General features: G+C 65.6%; 16 protein-coding genes and 1 riboswitch. Of the genes, 11 read left to right on the forward strand and 5 right to left on the reverse strand.

Annotated elements, in window-relative coordinates; genetic code table 11:
* Nucleotides 1-12 precede the first annotated feature (12 nt).
* On the reverse strand, nt 13-408 hold the full coding sequence (locus EHH60_RS14090; RefSeq protein ID WP_124160047.1) for a nuclear transport factor 2 family protein: 396 nt from the start codon (nt 406-408) through the stop codon (nt 13-15).
* A gap of 132 nt (nt 409-540) precedes the next feature.
* Between EHH60_RS14090 and EHH60_RS14095 the strand changes: the two genes are divergently transcribed.
* Entirely contained in the window at nt 541-1,020 is a 480-nt protein-coding gene (locus EHH60_RS14095; protein WP_124160048.1) for an Lrp/AsnC family transcriptional regulator, read from the forward strand.
* A 116-nt stretch (nt 1,021-1,136) separates the two neighbouring features.
* Here the strand turns inward: EHH60_RS14095 and EHH60_RS14100 are convergent, their stop codons facing one another.
* Together EHH60_RS14100 and EHH60_RS14105 are read right to left on the reverse strand one after the other, a co-directional pair.
* Nucleotides 1,137-1,421, reverse strand: a complete 285-nt coding sequence (locus EHH60_RS14100; RefSeq protein ID WP_124160049.1) for a hypothetical protein — start codon at nt 1,419-1,421, stop codon at nt 1,137-1,139.
* Nucleotides 1,414-2,208 (reverse strand): DUF899 domain-containing protein, encoded by a 795-nt coding sequence (locus EHH60_RS14105; RefSeq protein ID WP_124160101.1) that lies wholly within the window; start codon nt 2,206-2,208, stop codon nt 1,414-1,416. The genes EHH60_RS14100 and EHH60_RS14105 overlap by 8 nt, the downstream gene beginning before the upstream one ends.
* Nucleotides 2,209-2,358: 150 nt before the next feature.
* Between EHH60_RS14105 and EHH60_RS14110 the strand changes: the two genes are divergently transcribed.
* From EHH60_RS14110 to EHH60_RS14140, 7 genes are all read left to right on the forward strand, one after another.
* Entirely contained in the window at nt 2,359-3,579 is a 1,221-nt protein-coding gene (locus EHH60_RS14110) for a helix-turn-helix domain-containing protein (RefSeq protein WP_124160050.1), read from the forward strand.
* Between the two features lie 29 nt (nt 3,580-3,608).
* On the forward strand, nt 3,609-4,247 hold the full coding sequence (locus EHH60_RS14115; protein ID WP_124160051.1) for a Vgb family protein: 639 nt from the start codon (nt 3,609-3,611) through the stop codon (nt 4,245-4,247).
* A 140-nt stretch (nt 4,248-4,387) separates the two neighbouring features.
* Entirely contained in the window at nt 4,388-5,956 is a 1,569-nt protein-coding gene (locus EHH60_RS14120; protein ID WP_124160052.1) for a DUF4403 family protein, read from the forward strand.
* Nucleotides 5,957-6,315: 359 nt separating this feature from the next.
* On the forward strand, nt 6,316-7,425 hold the full coding sequence (locus tag EHH60_RS14125; protein ID WP_124160053.1) for an ABC transporter ATP-binding protein: 1,110 nt from the start codon (nt 6,316-6,318) through the stop codon (nt 7,423-7,425).
* A 46-nt stretch (nt 7,426-7,471) separates the two neighbouring features.
* Entirely contained in the window at nt 7,472-8,521 is a 1,050-nt protein-coding gene (locus EHH60_RS14130) for an ABC transporter substrate-binding protein (protein WP_124160054.1), read from the forward strand.
* Nucleotides 8,522-8,543: 22 nt separating this feature from the next.
* A complete protein-coding gene (locus EHH60_RS14135; protein ID WP_124160055.1) occupies nt 8,544-9,806 on the forward strand; it encodes an ABC transporter permease in 1,263 nt (420 codons plus the stop codon).
* Nucleotides 9,803-10,633, forward strand: coding sequence for an ABC transporter permease (locus EHH60_RS14140; protein WP_199751457.1), 831 nt, complete (start codon nt 9,803-9,805; stop codon nt 10,631-10,633). Before EHH60_RS14135 ends, EHH60_RS14140 begins: the two co-directional genes overlap by 4 nt.
* 96 nt (nt 10,634-10,729) lie before the next feature.
* On the opposite strand, the gene EHH60_RS14145 is transcribed toward EHH60_RS14140, so the two are convergent.
* Together EHH60_RS14145 and EHH60_RS14150 are read right to left on the reverse strand one after the other, a co-directional pair.
* Nucleotides 10,730-11,263 (reverse strand): PRC-barrel domain-containing protein, encoded by a 534-nt coding sequence (locus tag EHH60_RS14145; protein ID WP_124160056.1) that lies wholly within the window; start codon nt 11,261-11,263, stop codon nt 10,730-10,732.
* 214 nt (nt 11,264-11,477) lie between these two features.
* Nucleotides 11,478-11,693 carry a hypothetical protein gene (locus tag EHH60_RS14150; RefSeq protein WP_199751458.1) on the reverse strand — a complete coding sequence of 72 codons (216 nt, stop codon included), beginning with the start codon at nt 11,691-11,693 and terminating at the stop codon, nt 11,478-11,480.
* Between the two features lie 306 nt (nt 11,694-11,999).
* Here EHH60_RS14150 and EHH60_RS14155 point away from each other — a divergent pair, with 306 nt between their 5' ends.
* The 3 genes from EHH60_RS14155 (at nt 12,000) to thiS (ending at nt 14,083) form a co-directional block, all read left to right on the forward strand.
* Nucleotides 12,000-12,542, forward strand: a complete 543-nt coding sequence (locus EHH60_RS14155) for a lytic transglycosylase domain-containing protein (protein WP_124160058.1) — start codon at nt 12,000-12,002, stop codon at nt 12,540-12,542.
* A 194-nt stretch (nt 12,543-12,736) separates the two neighbouring features.
* Nucleotides 12,737-12,865: riboswitch (TPP riboswitch) on the forward strand.
* Nucleotides 12,853-13,878 (forward strand): FAD-dependent oxidoreductase, encoded by a 1,026-nt coding sequence (locus EHH60_RS14160; protein ID WP_124160059.1) that lies wholly within the window; start codon nt 12,853-12,855, stop codon nt 13,876-13,878. (Overlaps the previous riboswitch by 13 nt.)
* Before the next feature lie 7 nt (nt 13,879-13,885).
* Entirely contained in the window at nt 13,886-14,083 is a 198-nt protein-coding gene (thiS, locus tag EHH60_RS14165; RefSeq protein WP_124160060.1) for a sulfur carrier protein ThiS, read from the forward strand.
* Nucleotides 14,084-14,156 lie beyond the last annotated feature (73 nt).

The raw sequence follows: 14,156 nt of genomic DNA on the forward strand, positions 1-14,156 counted from the left end.
CGCCCCGCAGCCCTACGCATCCCTCGGCTCGTACCGTCGCTCGACCTGGAATGATTTCGCCGTGATCAGCCAGGCGTCATCGATGCGGTGGTACGCGAGGTAGTCGATGTACTGGAGCACATCGATACGAACGCGAACCTTCACCAGCGCCTGCACCGGCGAGGCCATGTCGATCAGCAATATCTCCCGAAGGCGCGGGGCGTCCTTGGATTTGGGCGACGGGGTCGATGCCAGCAGCGTCCTGTAGTCGCGAACCGGCAATATCCGCAATTCGGCGTCGCGAATGCCGTGGAGCTGCGCCGTCGGCGCAAAGACTCGGTCGAACTGCGAAACGTCGTTGTCGTACATCAGCGTAAAGTAACGCTCGACAGCCTCCAGCAGGGGCGCGAGAGTCGGGCTTTCGGTCATGGTTCACTCCATCAGCGGCAGGATCGGAACACTCCATCCCATGGAAAGCCGAGGCATGTCCTTGCGAACTGGGCTAGTCTCGACGGCTCGGGCGCAACATCGTGCCCTTCTTGATCCAACGGGATGCGGTTCATGCCAAAATGCGAGCTGGATGCGATCGACCGGCGCATCGTCACCGAACTCCAGGCCAATGCGCGATTGAGCAATATCGAGCTCGCCGACCGGGTCGGCCTGTCACCGTCGCCCTGCCTGCGACGCGTGCGTCGACTGGAGCAGGACGGTTATATCGACGGCTACCGCGCCTCCCTGCGGCGCAACCGTCTCGGGCTCGGCTTCTCGGCCTTCCTCGGCGTCAAGATCAATGGCCACGCCAACGACCAGGCACTGAGCTTCGAAAAGACCGTCGTCGCCATGCCCGAGGTCGTCGCCTGCCACCTCATCGCCGGAGAGGCCGACTATTTGCTCGAAATCGTGGTACCCGAGCTCGAGGACTACCAGCGCTTCCTCGTCGACAAGCTGCTCAACCTGCCGATCGTGCGGGAAGTCCGCAGCAGCATCGCGCTCCAGACGCTGAAGGCGGCTGCACCCTTGCCGCTGGCGCACCTCTCATAGCCATGATCAGGCTGCTCACGCCGGCCGATGCGGCCCTCTATCGCACGATCCGGACGAAATCTGAGCGACGCGGCCCCCGGGTGATGCGGGACCGTTCTCGCTGCTGCCGCGATCGCTTAACCGCCGCCCCGACGCTCCGCGATCAACCTCAGCCACGCGGCCGAGTGAAACGCACTCATCAAGAAATACATCGGCACCATTCCGCCGAGCAGAGATCCCTGCCCGCCGGCACACAGCAGGTCTGCCGGCCCTCCCCCGGTCATGGCCGTCAGCACGGCCATGACCGCGAAGGTCGGTGTCGCCGCCAAGGCCAGCCACAAAGCCAGCCACCTGGCGAGATGGCGCGCCGCCACAACGCCGTCGCGGCCGGCGCCGACAGTTGCGCTGACGGGACTAGTCACGTCCTTCCGCAGCCTCTTTGCGGAACGCCTTTTCACCGGCATCCGAGATCTCGACCCATCGCTTGTCTGGCTCGGCGCCTTCGGTGTAGCTGTCGTGCCAGTTCCACCATTTGTAGGTCGGCGTCTGCGGATAGCCCTTCGGCGAATCCTCCCACACCTCCTGGCGGCCGAGCGGCGTGATGTCGAGATAGTTCCAGGTACCGCCCATCTGCTCGTCGCCCCGGCTCTTGACGAAATAGGTGCGGAAGATGCGCGCCCCGTCGCGGTAGAACACGTTCGTTCCGTGCCATTCGCCGACGCCGAAATCGGCATCGAAGCTGTCGGTGATGGTGACCCACGGCATGGTCCAGCCCATCCGTTTCTTCAGCCTGACGATGTCCGCCTGCGGCGCGCGCGAGGCGAAGACGAGCGTGGTGTCGCGGGCGTTCAGATGCGCGACATGGGCGACCTGGTCGGCCACCATGGAGCAACCGCGGCAGGCATGGTCGGGCCAGCCGAACACGCCGGGTTCGAAGAATGCCCGGTAGACGATCAGCTGCCGCCGTCCCTGGAACAAGTCGCGCAGGCTGAGCTTGCCGCCGGGCCCCTCGAACGCATAGGTTTTGTCCACCGCCATCCACGGCATGCGACGCCGCTCGGCGGCCAGGGCATCGCGGGCACGGGTATGCGCCTTTTCCTTCACGAGCAGTTGCTGACGGGCTGCCTCCCAGTCCTGCGGCGACACCACCGGCGGTGTTTGCATGGCGGCCTGTCCGTTAGTCACTGCGTCTTCACCTGATGTCATGATGGCTCTCCAAACCTCTTGCTCCGGCGGCCGTTCCGCGCCCCGTTCTGACAGCCGCGGAACCGATCGCCCCTCGCCGCACATTGTCGGCCGTCAACGATTTCTGGCACCGGACAGCTGCGCGGTGGGAGTAACAAGTGTGGCGGGATTGACATGGAGTCGCTGATCACCGCCGCGGCGCGCGCGCTCGAGGCCGGCGATCCGCTCGGTGCCTTGAACCGCGTTGCGTTGCGCAACGATGCGCCGTCGCTCGCGCTGCGTGGCATCGCGATGGCGCAGCTCGGCGATCTCGCCAAAGCCAAGACGCTGCTGCGAAGCGCCGCACGCGTCTTCGGTCCACGCGAGGCGGTGGCACGCGCAAGATGCGTGGTGGCCGAAGCCGAGATCGCGCTGGTCTCGCGCGATCTGAGCTGGCCGGTGAAGGCCCTCGTGGCGGCACGCGCGACGCTCGAAAACCATGGCGATCTCGCCAATGCCGCCCATGCAGGCCATATCGAGGCGCGGCGTTTGCTTCTGGTCGGGCGCCTCGATGAGGCCGAGCGCACACTGGCGGAGGTCCGTCCCACGCCGCTCCCGCCCGCATCTCAAGTCGTCCGCGAGCTCGTGCTCGCCGGCATCGCGATCAGGCGCCTCAGAACGAAAGAGGCGCGCGCGGCACTCGGCCGCGCGGCTCACGCAGCGCGGCTGGCCAAAATCCCGGCGCTCGTGGCCGAGGTCGACAGCGCGAACCTCATACTCGCCACGCCGGCAGCGCGCCTGATCGCGCGCGGCAGTGAACACCCGTTGTTGCTCGGAGAGGTCGAGAGACTGGCAACCTCGACGGCGCTCGTCGTGGACACCTTCCATCATGTCGTGCGCAGGCAAGGCGTCGTCGTGTCGCTCGGAACGCGGCCCGTCCTGTTCGCGCTCGCTCGCCTGCTGGCGCAGGCATGGCCCGCCGATGTTTCGCGAGAGACTTTGATATCGGGCGCCTTCCAGGCAAGACACGCCGATGAGTCGCACCGCGCGCGATTGCGTGTCGAGATCGGACGGCTCCGCACCAAGCTCAAGCCTCTGGCCGACATCAGCGCGACGAAGCAGGGATTTGTGCTGGCGCCGCGGAAGACGCGCGACGTTCTCGTGCTGGCGCGGCCCCTGGAGGAGAAGCACGCCGCCGTCCTCGCCTTTCTCGCCGACGGCGAGCCATGGTCGAGTTCGGCGCTCGCACTTGCGCTTGGGATCAGTCCGCGTACCGTGCAGCGGGCGCTCGATGAGCTGGCGCGGTCGCATAAGGTGCAGTGCTTCGGACAAGGACGGGCGCGCCGCTGGATGACACCCCCTGTTCCCGGTTTCCCGACAGGCTTGTTACTCCCTACGCCGCTCCTGAAGACGTAGGATGCGCGCAAGCATCAGGGATCGAGCACATGAAACGTTCAGCCGCCGAGATCGTCACCGAGTATGGGCCCTTTCCGGGCGTTGAAGCCGTGCATGGCGTCACCTATGACGGCAAGCATGTCTGGTTCGCATCCGGCGACAAGTTGAACGCTTTCGATCCGGCCAGCGGCAAGATCGCGCGCTCCATCGACGTCGCCGCGCATGCGGGAACGGCGTTCGACGGCCGGCACCTGTTCCAGATCGCCGAGGATCGCATCCAGAAAATTGATGCCGCCTCGGGCAAGGTGCTCAGCACCATTCCGGCACCCGGCGGCGGCGGCGATTCCGGCCTTGCCTGGGCCGAGGGCTCGCTCTGGGTCGGACAATATCGCGAGCGCAAGATCCATCAGGTCGATCCCGAAACGGGCAAGATCCTCCGCACCATCGAGAGCAGGCGCTTCGTGACCGGGGTGACCTGGGTCGACGGCGAACTCTGGCATGGCACCTGGGAAGGCGAGGAGAGCGATGTGCGGCGAATCGACCCGGAAACGGGCCGGGTGATCGAGCAACTCGACCTGCCCGCCGGGACGGGCGTGTCCGGGCTGGAGTCCGATGGCGGCGACCGCTTCTTCTGCGGCGGCGGAGATCGCGGCAATGTGAGAGCGGTTCGCCGTCCTCGGCGCGGCTAGCCTCGTCGCAATGCTTGAACGCCTGGTAACGGCGCGTTCGCAGCCGTTAACCTGTTCGCCCCAATTCCACCCCACCGGTGCGCTCTAGCGCCCCCCTCGCCCGCCCTGTAAAATCCCCACCGGGGCTGCTTGGGGGATTGATGCGACTGACGTTGAATGTGAAGATCATCCTGATCGGCGTCGCAGTGCTCGCGGCGTCGTTCTTCATCAGCCTGAAGGCGATGGACTTGCTGTCGCCGCGCGCGACGAATTCGGCGCCACCGGTCGCGCAACTGCCGCCGCTGCCGCCGGCCTCGAAGAGCTCGATCGTGGTCGCGCCGGTCGCGATCGCGCTATCTGCGATCCGCGAGCAGGCCGAGAAGGCCGCGCCGCGCAATTTCGCCGGCAAGGCCGATAACCCGATCTCGCAGATCCTGGAGAACGCCGATATCGGCTGGACCGCCGCGCGCGGCCCGATGGCAGCGAGCGGCGACAAGGACGTGCTGACGATCTCGACGCCGCTCACCGGCAGGCTGAACGTGACGGGCTCGCTGTCGTCGAAAGCCACCGGCGCGCTCGGCGACGCACTGGGCAGCGTGCTCGGCGGCGATGCGGCGAAACGGATCGGCGCGGTCAACATCAAGAACCTGAATGCCAGCGCCGAGATCAAGGGCAACGTGGTCGTCACCTCGCGGCCGAAGCTCGCGGCCAATTGGTATCTGGAGCCCAATCTCGGCGCCCAGGTCAATCTCGGCGACACCAACCTCAACGTCGCCGGCGCCAAGGTCAACGTGCCGGCGCAGGTGAAGCCGCTGATCGACAAGAATGTCGGCGAGCAGATCAACGCCGTCTCCGAGCGCATCCGCAACGATCCATCGCTGCGCGAGAATGCGAAAGCGCAATGGATCAAGGCCTGCCGCTCGATCCCGCTGCAAGGTTCGGGTTCCTCGGCCGCTCTGCCGCCGCTCTGGCTCGAGATGAAGCCGGTGCGCGCGATCGCGGCGCAGCCGCGCGTCGATGCGCAGGCCGTGACGCTGCTGCTCGGCCTCGAAGCCGAGACGCGCGTGACCTCGGCGCCGACCAAGCCGGAGTGTCCGTTCCCCGACAAGATTTCGATCGTGCCGCCGACCGGCACCGGTGTGAGCATCGGCGTGCCGATCGACGTTCCTTTCACCGAGATCAACAAGCTGATCGCAGCGCAGATGGTCGGCCGTACCTATCCAGAGGACGGCTCCGGCCCGGTCGACGTCACCGTCAAGAGCGCCAACGTGACGCCGTCAGGTGAGCGGCTGCTGATCTCGCTTCTGGTAAGCGCCAAGGAGAAGAAGAGCTGGTTCGGCCTCGGCGCGGAGGCAACCGTGCACATCTGGGGCCGGCCGGTGCTCGACCAGGCGCGGCAGACGCTGCGGCTGACGGACATCGAGCTCGCGGTGGAATCCGAGGCCGCCTTCGGCCTGCTCGGCGCGGCCGCGCGCGCGGTGGTGCCGCAGATGCAGCAGGCACTGCTCCAGAGGGCGACGCTCGACCTGAAGCCGATCGCCGCCAACGCGCGCGAGAAGATCGCCGCAGCGATCGCCGACTACCAGAAGAGCGAGGACGGCCTCAAGGTCGACGCCAAGATCGACAGCCTGACTCTCGCCGACATCGCCTTCGATTCCAAGACCCTCCGCGTCGTCGCGGAAGCCGGCGGCTCGCTGAATGTGTCAGTGACGAAGCTGCCGGGGATGTAGCGCGCCTCCACAGGGCCATCGCATTCGACTTGTTGCGCGATCTGCGCGCACGCCTCGTCCTTCGAGACGGCGCTTACGCGCCTCCTCTCCATGTGCAGCGTCCGCTTTCGGCGCTGACGGCTCAGGATGAGGCTATTCGGCGTCAGTGCCCTTTGAAACCGCAGCCACGCACTCCGTCCTCATCCTGAGAAGCCCGCCCAAGGCGGTCGTCTCGAAGGATGGCCGCAGGGAAGAGCTCTGAAATGCGATAGCCCTGCCACTCACCGGGCCCGCACGCCTCTTCGTTGCTTGCGCCGCTGGCATTCTCGCTGCACGATGCTAATCTCGCACGGCACGGTAGGGGACAACGCGAGGACGACATGGAAGCCGGCATGGTCACACCTGCGCCGGCACTGGTACGCTTTTCCGGCATTCAGAAGACCTATGATGGCGAGCACCTCGTGGTGAAGAACCTCGATCTCGACATCAGGAAGGGCGAGTTCATCACCCTGCTCGGCCCCTCGGGCTCGGGCAAGACGACGACGCTGATGATGCTGGCCGGCTTCGAGGTGCCGACCCATGGCGAGATCTATCTCGCGGACCGTCCGATCAAGAACGTGCCGCCGCACAAGCGCGACATCGGCATGGTGTTCCAGAACTACGCCCTGTTTCCGCACCTGACGATCGCGGAGAACATCGCCTTCCCGCTGTCCGTTCGCAAGACGAACAAGGCGGAAGCGCAGGAGCGCGTGAGAGCAGCGTTGCGCATGATCAAGATGGAGGCCCTGGCGCATCGGCGGCCGGGTCAACTCTCCGGCGGTCAGCAGCAGCGCGTGGCGCTGGCCCGCGCGCTGGTTTTCAATCCGCAACTCGTGCTGATGGACGAGCCCCTTGGCGCCCTCGACAAGCGCCTGCGTGAACAGATGCAGCTGGAGATCAAGCAACTGCACGAGACCACGGGCATCACGATCGTCTACGTCACCCACGATCAGAGTGAAGCGCTGACCATGTCGGACCGCATCGCCGTGTTCAACGACGGCATCGTGCAGCAGATCGACAGGCCCGATGCGCTGTATGAGCATCCGGTGAACAGCTTCGTCGCGCACTTCATCGGCGAGAACAATGTGCTCCCCGGCACCGTCGAGACGGTCGACAAGGGCTATTGCCGCGTCGTGCTAGCTGGTGGCGGTGCCGTGACCGCACGGGCGATCAATGTATCAGGCGCGGGCGCATCGACCTCCCTGTCGGTGCGGCCGGAGCGCGTTGCCATCGTCCTGGATGGCACCTCCGGCGAAGGACCGAACCGCCTGCCGGCGAAGGTGCAGAACACCATCTATCTCGGCGACCATGCGCTAGCCGTGCTCGACGTCGCCGGCAACGGCGAATTCATGGTCAAGCTTCAGCCGGGCGCTCATGACAGCCTGAGCCATGGCGAAAGCGTCTTCATCACATTCCGCCCCGAGGATTGCCTCGCTCTCGATCCCGTCTGACCCAAGACAATCAACTCACATAACTCACGGAGAAGGAACGAAGACCATGCTGAATCGCAAGATTGCTCTGGGTTTCGCCGCAGCGTTCAGTGCCAGCGCAGCGCTGGCGACGGTCGCAGAGGCGCGTGACCTCACCGTCGTCTCGTGGGGCGGCGCGTATCAGGATGCGCAGAAGAAGGTCTATTTCGAACCGTTCAAGAAGGCGTCCGGCATCGCGATGAACGACGAGTCCTGGGACGGCGGCGTCGGCGTGCTGCGCGCCAAGGTGCAGGGCGGCGCCGCCACCTGGGACGTCGTCCAGGTCGAGAGCGACGAACTGGCGGTCGGCTGCGAGGAAGGCCTGTTCGAGAAGCTCGACTATTCCAAGATCGGCGGCGAAGCCGCGTATATCCCGCCGTCGGTCAATCCCTGCGGCGTCGGCGCCATCCTCTACGATTTCGTTCTCGGCTACGACAAGGACAAGCTGAAGCAGGCCCCCGGCGGCTGGGCCGACTTCTTCGATATCAAGAAGATTCCCGGCAAGCGCGCCCTGCGTCAGGGCCCGAAGACCACGCTGGAGATCGCCCTCATGGCCGACGGCGTCGCGCCGAAGGACGTCTACAAGGTGCTGGCGACCGACGAAGGCGTCGATCGCGCGTTCAAGAAGCTGGACACCATCAAGGGCGACATCGTGTGGTGGAAGGCCGGCGCCCAGCCGCCGCAATTGCTCGCCTCCGGCGAGGTGGCGATGACCTCGGTCTACAATGGCCGCATCGACACCGCGAACAAGAACGAGAAGAAGAATTTCGGCATGGTGTGGGACGGCGCGCTCTTCACCCTCGACAGCTGGGTCATCCTGAAGGGGAGTCCCAACAAGGACGCGGCCTACAAGTTCCTGGACTTCGTCGGCAAGGCGGAGAACCAGTCAAAACTGTCGGAGAACATTGCTTACGGCACATCGAACAAGGGCGCAGCCGCTCTGCTGGCGCCCGCCGTTCTGAAGGATCTGCCGACGGCGCCCGACAACATCAAGAACGCGGTCGAGATCAACGTTGCCTTCTGGCTCGAGAACATCGACCGCCTGACCGAGCGCTTCAACAAATGGGCCGCGAAGTAGCAGGACCCGCAAGGCTCGACCGATGACGGATGCGCTCCTGACCGGCGCCAATGCGCAGGCCGAGGTGCCGCTCAAGCGCCGACTGAGGCGTGCAGAGCGGGCACGCCAGGTCAAGGCATTGGCGCTGGTTCTGCCGCTTCTCGTCTTCCTGCTCTTCACCTTTGCGGGGCCGATCGCCGGCATGCTGTGGCGCGCGGTCGATGACAGGGAGGTGCGTCAGGTCCTGCCGCAAACCATCGCCGCTCTCGCCAGCTGGGACGGCAGGGACCTGCCGGATGAAGAGGCCTATGCGGCGCTGGCAAGCGACATCCTCGCGGCGCGCGCCGCCGGCACCATCGCGATTGCAGCCAAGCGGCTGAACTACGCGCTGAACGGCTTCCGCACGATCCTGACCAGCACCGCCCGCAATCTGAAGGCGGTGCCGGAGCGAGGGACGGCCAGGGAGACGCTGGGCAAGGTCAATCCGGCCTGGCGCGAACGCGCGACCTGGACGACGATCAAGGCGGCCAGCGGCCCGGTGACCGGCTTCTACCTGCTGGCGGCGCTCGACCTTGTCAGGAACGCGGACGGCTCGATCGTCGCGGCCCCGCCCGACCAAGCCATCTATCGCGACATTTTCGCCCGCACCTTCCTCATCAGCCTCGGCGTCACCGCACTCTGTCTGATCCTCGGCTTCCCGGTCGCCTACCTCCTGGCGACGCTGCCGCCGGCCCGGTCGAACCTCTTGATGATCTTCGTCCTGCTGCCGTTCTGGACGTCGCTTCTGGTCCGCACCTGCGCCTGGATCGTCCTGTTGCAGAGCAAGGGCGTCGTGAACGACAGCCTTCAGTGGCTTGGCATCATCGACGCGCCGCTGCGCCTGATCTACAACCGCTTCGGCGTCTGCGTCGCCATGACCCACGTTCTGCTGCCGTTCATGATCCTGCCGCTGTACAGCAGCATGAAGGCAATCTCGCCGGCTTACATGCGGGCCGCCGCTTCGCTCGGAGCGCCGCCGGTCACCGCCTTCCTGCGGATCTACCTGCCTCAAACGCTGCCGGGCATCGGCGCCGGAAGCCTGCTCGTCTTCATCCTGGCGCTCGGCTACTACATCACGCCGGCCCTGGTCGGCGGCGCCGCCGACCAGATGATCAGCTATTTCATCGCGCTCTACACCACCGAGACGGCCAATTGGGGCCTTGCTTCGGCGCTGGGCGCGGTGCTGCTGCTGGCCACCGTCCTGCTCGCCCTCGTCTACGGCAAGCTGGTGCAGGGCCAGCAGGTCACGGGAGGCATGAAGGATTGAGCGATCATTCCTCCTTGCGCACGCCCAGCCAGCGCATCGCGTGGACCGCGACCATCATCGTCTCCACGCTGGTGTTCGTCTTCCTGATCGCGCCGATCCTGGCGATCATGCCGCTGTCCTTCAGCTCGGGCTCGTATCTCACCTATCCGCTGCCAGGCCTTTCCTTGCGCTGGTACGCCGACTTCGTCACTTCGCCGCGCTGGATGAATTCGCTGAAGAACAGCATGATCATCGGCGTCGCCTCGACGGCGCTGTCCATGGTCCTCGGCACGACGGCCGCGCTGGGCCTGGCGCAGTGGAAGAGCCGGTTCAAACCGCTCGTGCTGGCGTTCGTGCTCTCGCCGGTCGTCGTGCCCGGGGTCATCACCGCGGTCGGCCTGTATTTCTTCTTCGCACCGATCGGACTGACCGGCACCTATCTCGGCCTGATCCTGGCCCACACCGCGCTGGCGACGCCCTTCGTGGTGATCACGGTCGGCGCGACGCTGCAAAGCTTCGACACCAATCTGGCGCGCGCCGCCGCCTCGCTCGGCGCTTCGCCGCTTCAGGCGTTCCGCCGCGTGATCCTGCCGCTGATCCTGCCCGGCCTCGCGTCAGGCGCACTGTTCGCCTTCGCGACCAGCTTCGATGAGGTGGTGATCGTGCTGTTCATGGCAGGTCCCGAGCAACGCACGCTGCCGCGCGAGATGTTCAGCGGCATCCGCGAGAACATCAGCCCGACCATCACGGCAGCGGCGGTGATCCTGACGACGGTCTCGGTCATCCTCCTCGCCACCCTGGAAGGCCTGCGCCGACGCAACGAGCGACTCAAGGGCGGCCGCGCCTGAGCGGCGGCTTCGCAATTTCTTGCAGTGACGAAAGGACACGACAGCGCGCCCAGTGAAGACCGGGCGCGCTTCGTTTAGGCAGTCAGGCGAGCCGCATTACTCCGAGTACTTGAACTGGGGCATGTTCTTCAGCTCGTCCTTGCTCGCGTTGAACACGGCATGGTCCGGATACCATTTCGACGCGGACGACGTCGTGGTCGCAGCCGGCCTGTTGTCGGTGCCGGTCGCGGCGCCGGTGGTGGTGGTCGTGGTGGTGGTCGCGCCCGGCTTGGCGCCCGTGCCGGTGTAGGCGACGGCCTCGTTGACGAACTTCAGCTTCTCATAGGGCACGGCAACGAGATGCTCGCCCATGCCGAGGAAGCCGCCGACGCCGATCACGGCAATCTTGATGTCACCGTTCTTGTCCATCAAGAGGTCGTTGATCGTGCCGATGTTCTCGTTGGCCTCGTTGTAGACCTTCAGGCCGTCCATCTTGGACGTGCGCCACTGGCCCGACGCGGTCGTGGATGTCGTGGTGGCCGTGGACGCGGTCGGCGCCTTGTCGGTCGTGGTCGTCGGCGATTGTGCGAACGCGACGGTTGCAAGCAGCGCGGTGCCGGCAAGGCCGGCGGCGATTGATTTCGTCAGCATGTCGTCCTCTCCTTCACAGAAAACTCGTGCTGGGAAAACAGCGCTGATCACGCGCAGTTCCGTGCGCGCCGCAATTTCGTCGCGCAATGCGCGAGCGGAACATCACGCAAGGCATGTTCCTGCGTCACTCAGGAACATTTTGCAGCGCACGATTCTCGCCGACGATCATGCATCCTCGTAGGCAGCAACCGCGGCTCACCTCTGGATACGCGCGTCAGGCCGCAAGCGGCGGGTGCTCGACGATCTCATGCGCGTAGATTGCCACCGCCTCGAAGCGATAATTGCAGGCGTGGCAGGTCCAGAGGTAGGAGATGCGCCCCTCGCCCGGCTCGATCCAGTCGGGCTGCGCGATCGGCGTGCCGCACTGGGCGCAAGGGTTATGTCTCGGGATGTCGCCGGTGTGTGCAGTGACGAGCTTGGATTTTGTCATGGCACCTCTCCCGATTTGCAGCGCTTGCATACTCGCTTTCGCGAGCCGGCACGAATAGACAGGCGTGCTGTCTCGCGCGGGGGGGCGTCCGCCCCGAAAGCCGATTACGCCAGCTTTGAGTCATCACGGCGGCACGGCGCCGCAAAAACGTTAACGGCGTCGTTTGGTCACATCATCGCCGTGTTCGGGGGCCTAAAGCATGATCCGGAAAAGTGCATCGCGGTTTTCCGAGCAGATCATGCTCAAACAAGCAGATCATGCTCAAACAATAAGGCAGCCGGACCCAGGCCATTTACGGGATATCTGATGAAAATTTTACGCGTTGTCGCGCTGCTCGCGGCCGGATCGATTTTGCCGCAGGCCGCATTCGCCGGCGAAGCCGAATATGCCGAGATGGTCGCGGCCCATGCCCGCGCCAACGGCGTGCCGGAAGCACTGGTGCATCGCGTCATCATGCGCGAGAGCCGCTACCAGCCGCACCTCGTCGGCCGTGGCGGCACCATCGGGCTGATGCAGATCAAGCTCGCGACCGCTCGCGGTGTCGGCTACACCGGCGATGCCGCCGGCCTGCGCGATCCCAACGCCAACCTCACCTATGCGGTCAAATACCTCGCCGGCGCCTATCGCGCCGCCAACGGCGACCACGCCCGAGCTGTGCGTTATTTCGCAGGCGGCTATTACTACGCTGCAAAGCGCCAGCGCCAGGAGCAGCAGCAGACGATGGTGCAACAGGCCAGCAACGAGAGCTGGCTGGAGCCGAACGGCAACCCGCAGCCGATGTTCGGCGCGCCGACGCACAAGAAGCTGGCACAGCGCGTCCGTAACGCGCGGGCGCAGGCCTCGCAGTAGCCTCTCGTATCCCGGACAAGCAGCGGCGCGAAGCGCTGCTGCGCAGAGCCGGGACCCAGCCCTCCGCAAAGATGGGCCCCGGCTCTGCGACGCATCACGCCGCCAAGCGGCGGGGCGCTGCATCGCGTCCGGGGCACGGACACTGAGGTTCCGGGCCAAACGCGTTGACACCGCCCGTCACTGGCATACATTAGCACCGTTCCGAGGGGTGCTCCGAGGAGGAGCTGAGATACCGCTAAATGGGCAATTCGGCCCAGGACCGCGGTGACCCTTTGAACCTGATCCGGGTCATGCCGGCGAAGGGACAGGGATGTTGCAAACGACCAAGCGACCGGATTCCCCGGTATCCATCATCGGCGCAGGCATTGCTGGCGCCTGGCAAGCCCTGCTGTTCGCACAGGCCGGTCATGCCGTGACCTTGCACGAGCGCGGTGACGAGGCGATGACGGATGCCACCAGCCATTGGGCCGGCGGCATGCTCGCGCCCTATTGCGAGGCCGAGGTCGCAGAACCCATCATCAGCCGCCTGGGGCTGCGCTCCCTCGACATCTGGCGGCGCGAGCTGCCCGATACGCCCTTCAACGGCTCGCTCGTCGTCGCCCATCCGCGCGAGCGCAACGATTTCGAGCGCTTTGCGCGCATGACCGAGGATCACCGCCGGCTCGATGCCGCGGGCCTCGCCGAGCTCGAGCCGTCGCTGGAGGGCCGCTTCCGCGATGCGCTGTTCTTCCCCGCCGAAGGCCATGTCGAGCCGCGCCGCGTGCTGCCGAAGCTGCACGCGCGCATCCGCGCCGCCGGCGGCAACATCAAGTTCTGCAGCGACGTCACCGCAGGTGATCTCGCAAACTCGGATCCCGAGGGCATCGTGATCGACTGCCGCGGCCTCGGCGCCCGCGACGAGCAAAGCGAGCTTCGCGGCGTCAAGGGCGAGATGATCCTGATCGAGAGCCACGAGGTGCAGCTTGCGCGCCCGGTGCGGCTGATCCATCCGCGCTGGCCGCTCTACGTGATCCCGCGCGAGGCCGGCCTGTTCATGCTGGGCGCGACCTCGATCGAGGCCGAGGACACCGGCGTCAGCGTCCGCTCCGCGCTGGAGCTGCTTGGCGCGGCCTATACCGTGCATCCGGCCTTCGGCGAGGCCCGCATCGTCGAGTTCGGCTCAGGGCTTCGGCCCGCCTATCCGGACAATCTGCCGCGCATCGGCATTCGCGGCGGCAGGATCAGCGTCAACGGTCTCTACCGCCACGGCTTCCTGATCGCGCCCGCGCTCGCCGAGCTGACGCTCGCCTATGTCGAGCGCGGCCAGATCGACAACGAGGTGATGCAATGCGGGTGATCGTCCAATGCTTCTGATCGTCAACGGCGAGCAGCGCGAGGTGAGTTCCGCAAGCGTCGACGCGCTGCTCACCGAGCTCGACTACGAGGGCAGCCATTTCGCCATCGCGCTGAACTACGACGTCGTGCCGAAAAGCCGCTGGGCCGAGACGCAGCTGAAGGCCGGCGACGAGATCGAGATCATCACGCCGCGGCAGGGAGGGTGAGCGGGATGGCACACTCTCTTCGCGGCGACGGCTCTTTTTGGCCCGTCATTCCGGGGCACGCGAAGCGTGAACC

It is taken from the genome of Bradyrhizobium sp. RP6 (assembly GCF_003837805.1).
In the GTDB taxonomy this organism is placed as follows: domain Bacteria; phylum Pseudomonadota; class Alphaproteobacteria; order Rhizobiales; family Xanthobacteraceae; genus Bradyrhizobium.

Excerpts from the sequence above, each read along its gene's own strand:
- EHH60_RS14090 (WP_124160047.1), bottom strand. The coding sequence starts at position 408 with ATGACCGAAAGCCCGACTCTCGCGCCCCTGCTGGAGGCTGTCGAGCGT.
- EHH60_RS14095 (WP_124160048.1), top strand. The coding sequence starts at position 541 with ATGCCAAAATGCGAGCTGGATGCGATCGACCGGCGCATCGTCACCGAA.
- EHH60_RS14110 (WP_124160050.1), top strand. The coding sequence starts at position 2,359 with ATGGAGTCGCTGATCACCGCCGCGGCGCGCGCGCTCGAGGCCGGCGAT.
- EHH60_RS14115 (WP_124160051.1), top strand. The coding sequence starts at position 3,609 with ATGAAACGTTCAGCCGCCGAGATCGTCACCGAGTATGGGCCCTTTCCG.
- EHH60_RS14120 (WP_124160052.1), top strand. The coding sequence starts at position 4,388 with ATGCGACTGACGTTGAATGTGAAGATCATCCTGATCGGCGTCGCAGTG.
- EHH60_RS14125 (WP_124160053.1), top strand. The coding sequence starts at position 6,316 with ATGGAAGCCGGCATGGTCACACCTGCGCCGGCACTGGTACGCTTTTCC.
- EHH60_RS14130 (WP_124160054.1), top strand. The coding sequence starts at position 7,472 with ATGCTGAATCGCAAGATTGCTCTGGGTTTCGCCGCAGCGTTCAGTGCC.
- EHH60_RS14135 (WP_124160055.1), top strand. The coding sequence starts at position 8,544 with ATGACGGATGCGCTCCTGACCGGCGCCAATGCGCAGGCCGAGGTGCCG.
- EHH60_RS14145 (WP_124160056.1), bottom strand. The coding sequence starts at position 11,263 with ATGCTGACGAAATCAATCGCCGCCGGCCTTGCCGGCACCGCGCTGCTT.
- EHH60_RS14150 (WP_199751458.1), bottom strand. The coding sequence starts at position 11,693 with ATGACAAAATCCAAGCTCGTCACTGCACACACCGGCGACATCCCGAGA.
- EHH60_RS14155 (WP_124160058.1), top strand. The coding sequence starts at position 12,000 with ATGAAAATTTTACGCGTTGTCGCGCTGCTCGCGGCCGGATCGATTTTG.
- EHH60_RS14160 (WP_124160059.1), top strand. The coding sequence starts at position 12,853 with ATGTTGCAAACGACCAAGCGACCGGATTCCCCGGTATCCATCATCGGC.
- thiS (WP_124160060.1), top strand. The coding sequence starts at position 13,886 with ATGCTTCTGATCGTCAACGGCGAGCAGCGCGAGGTGAGTTCCGCAAGC.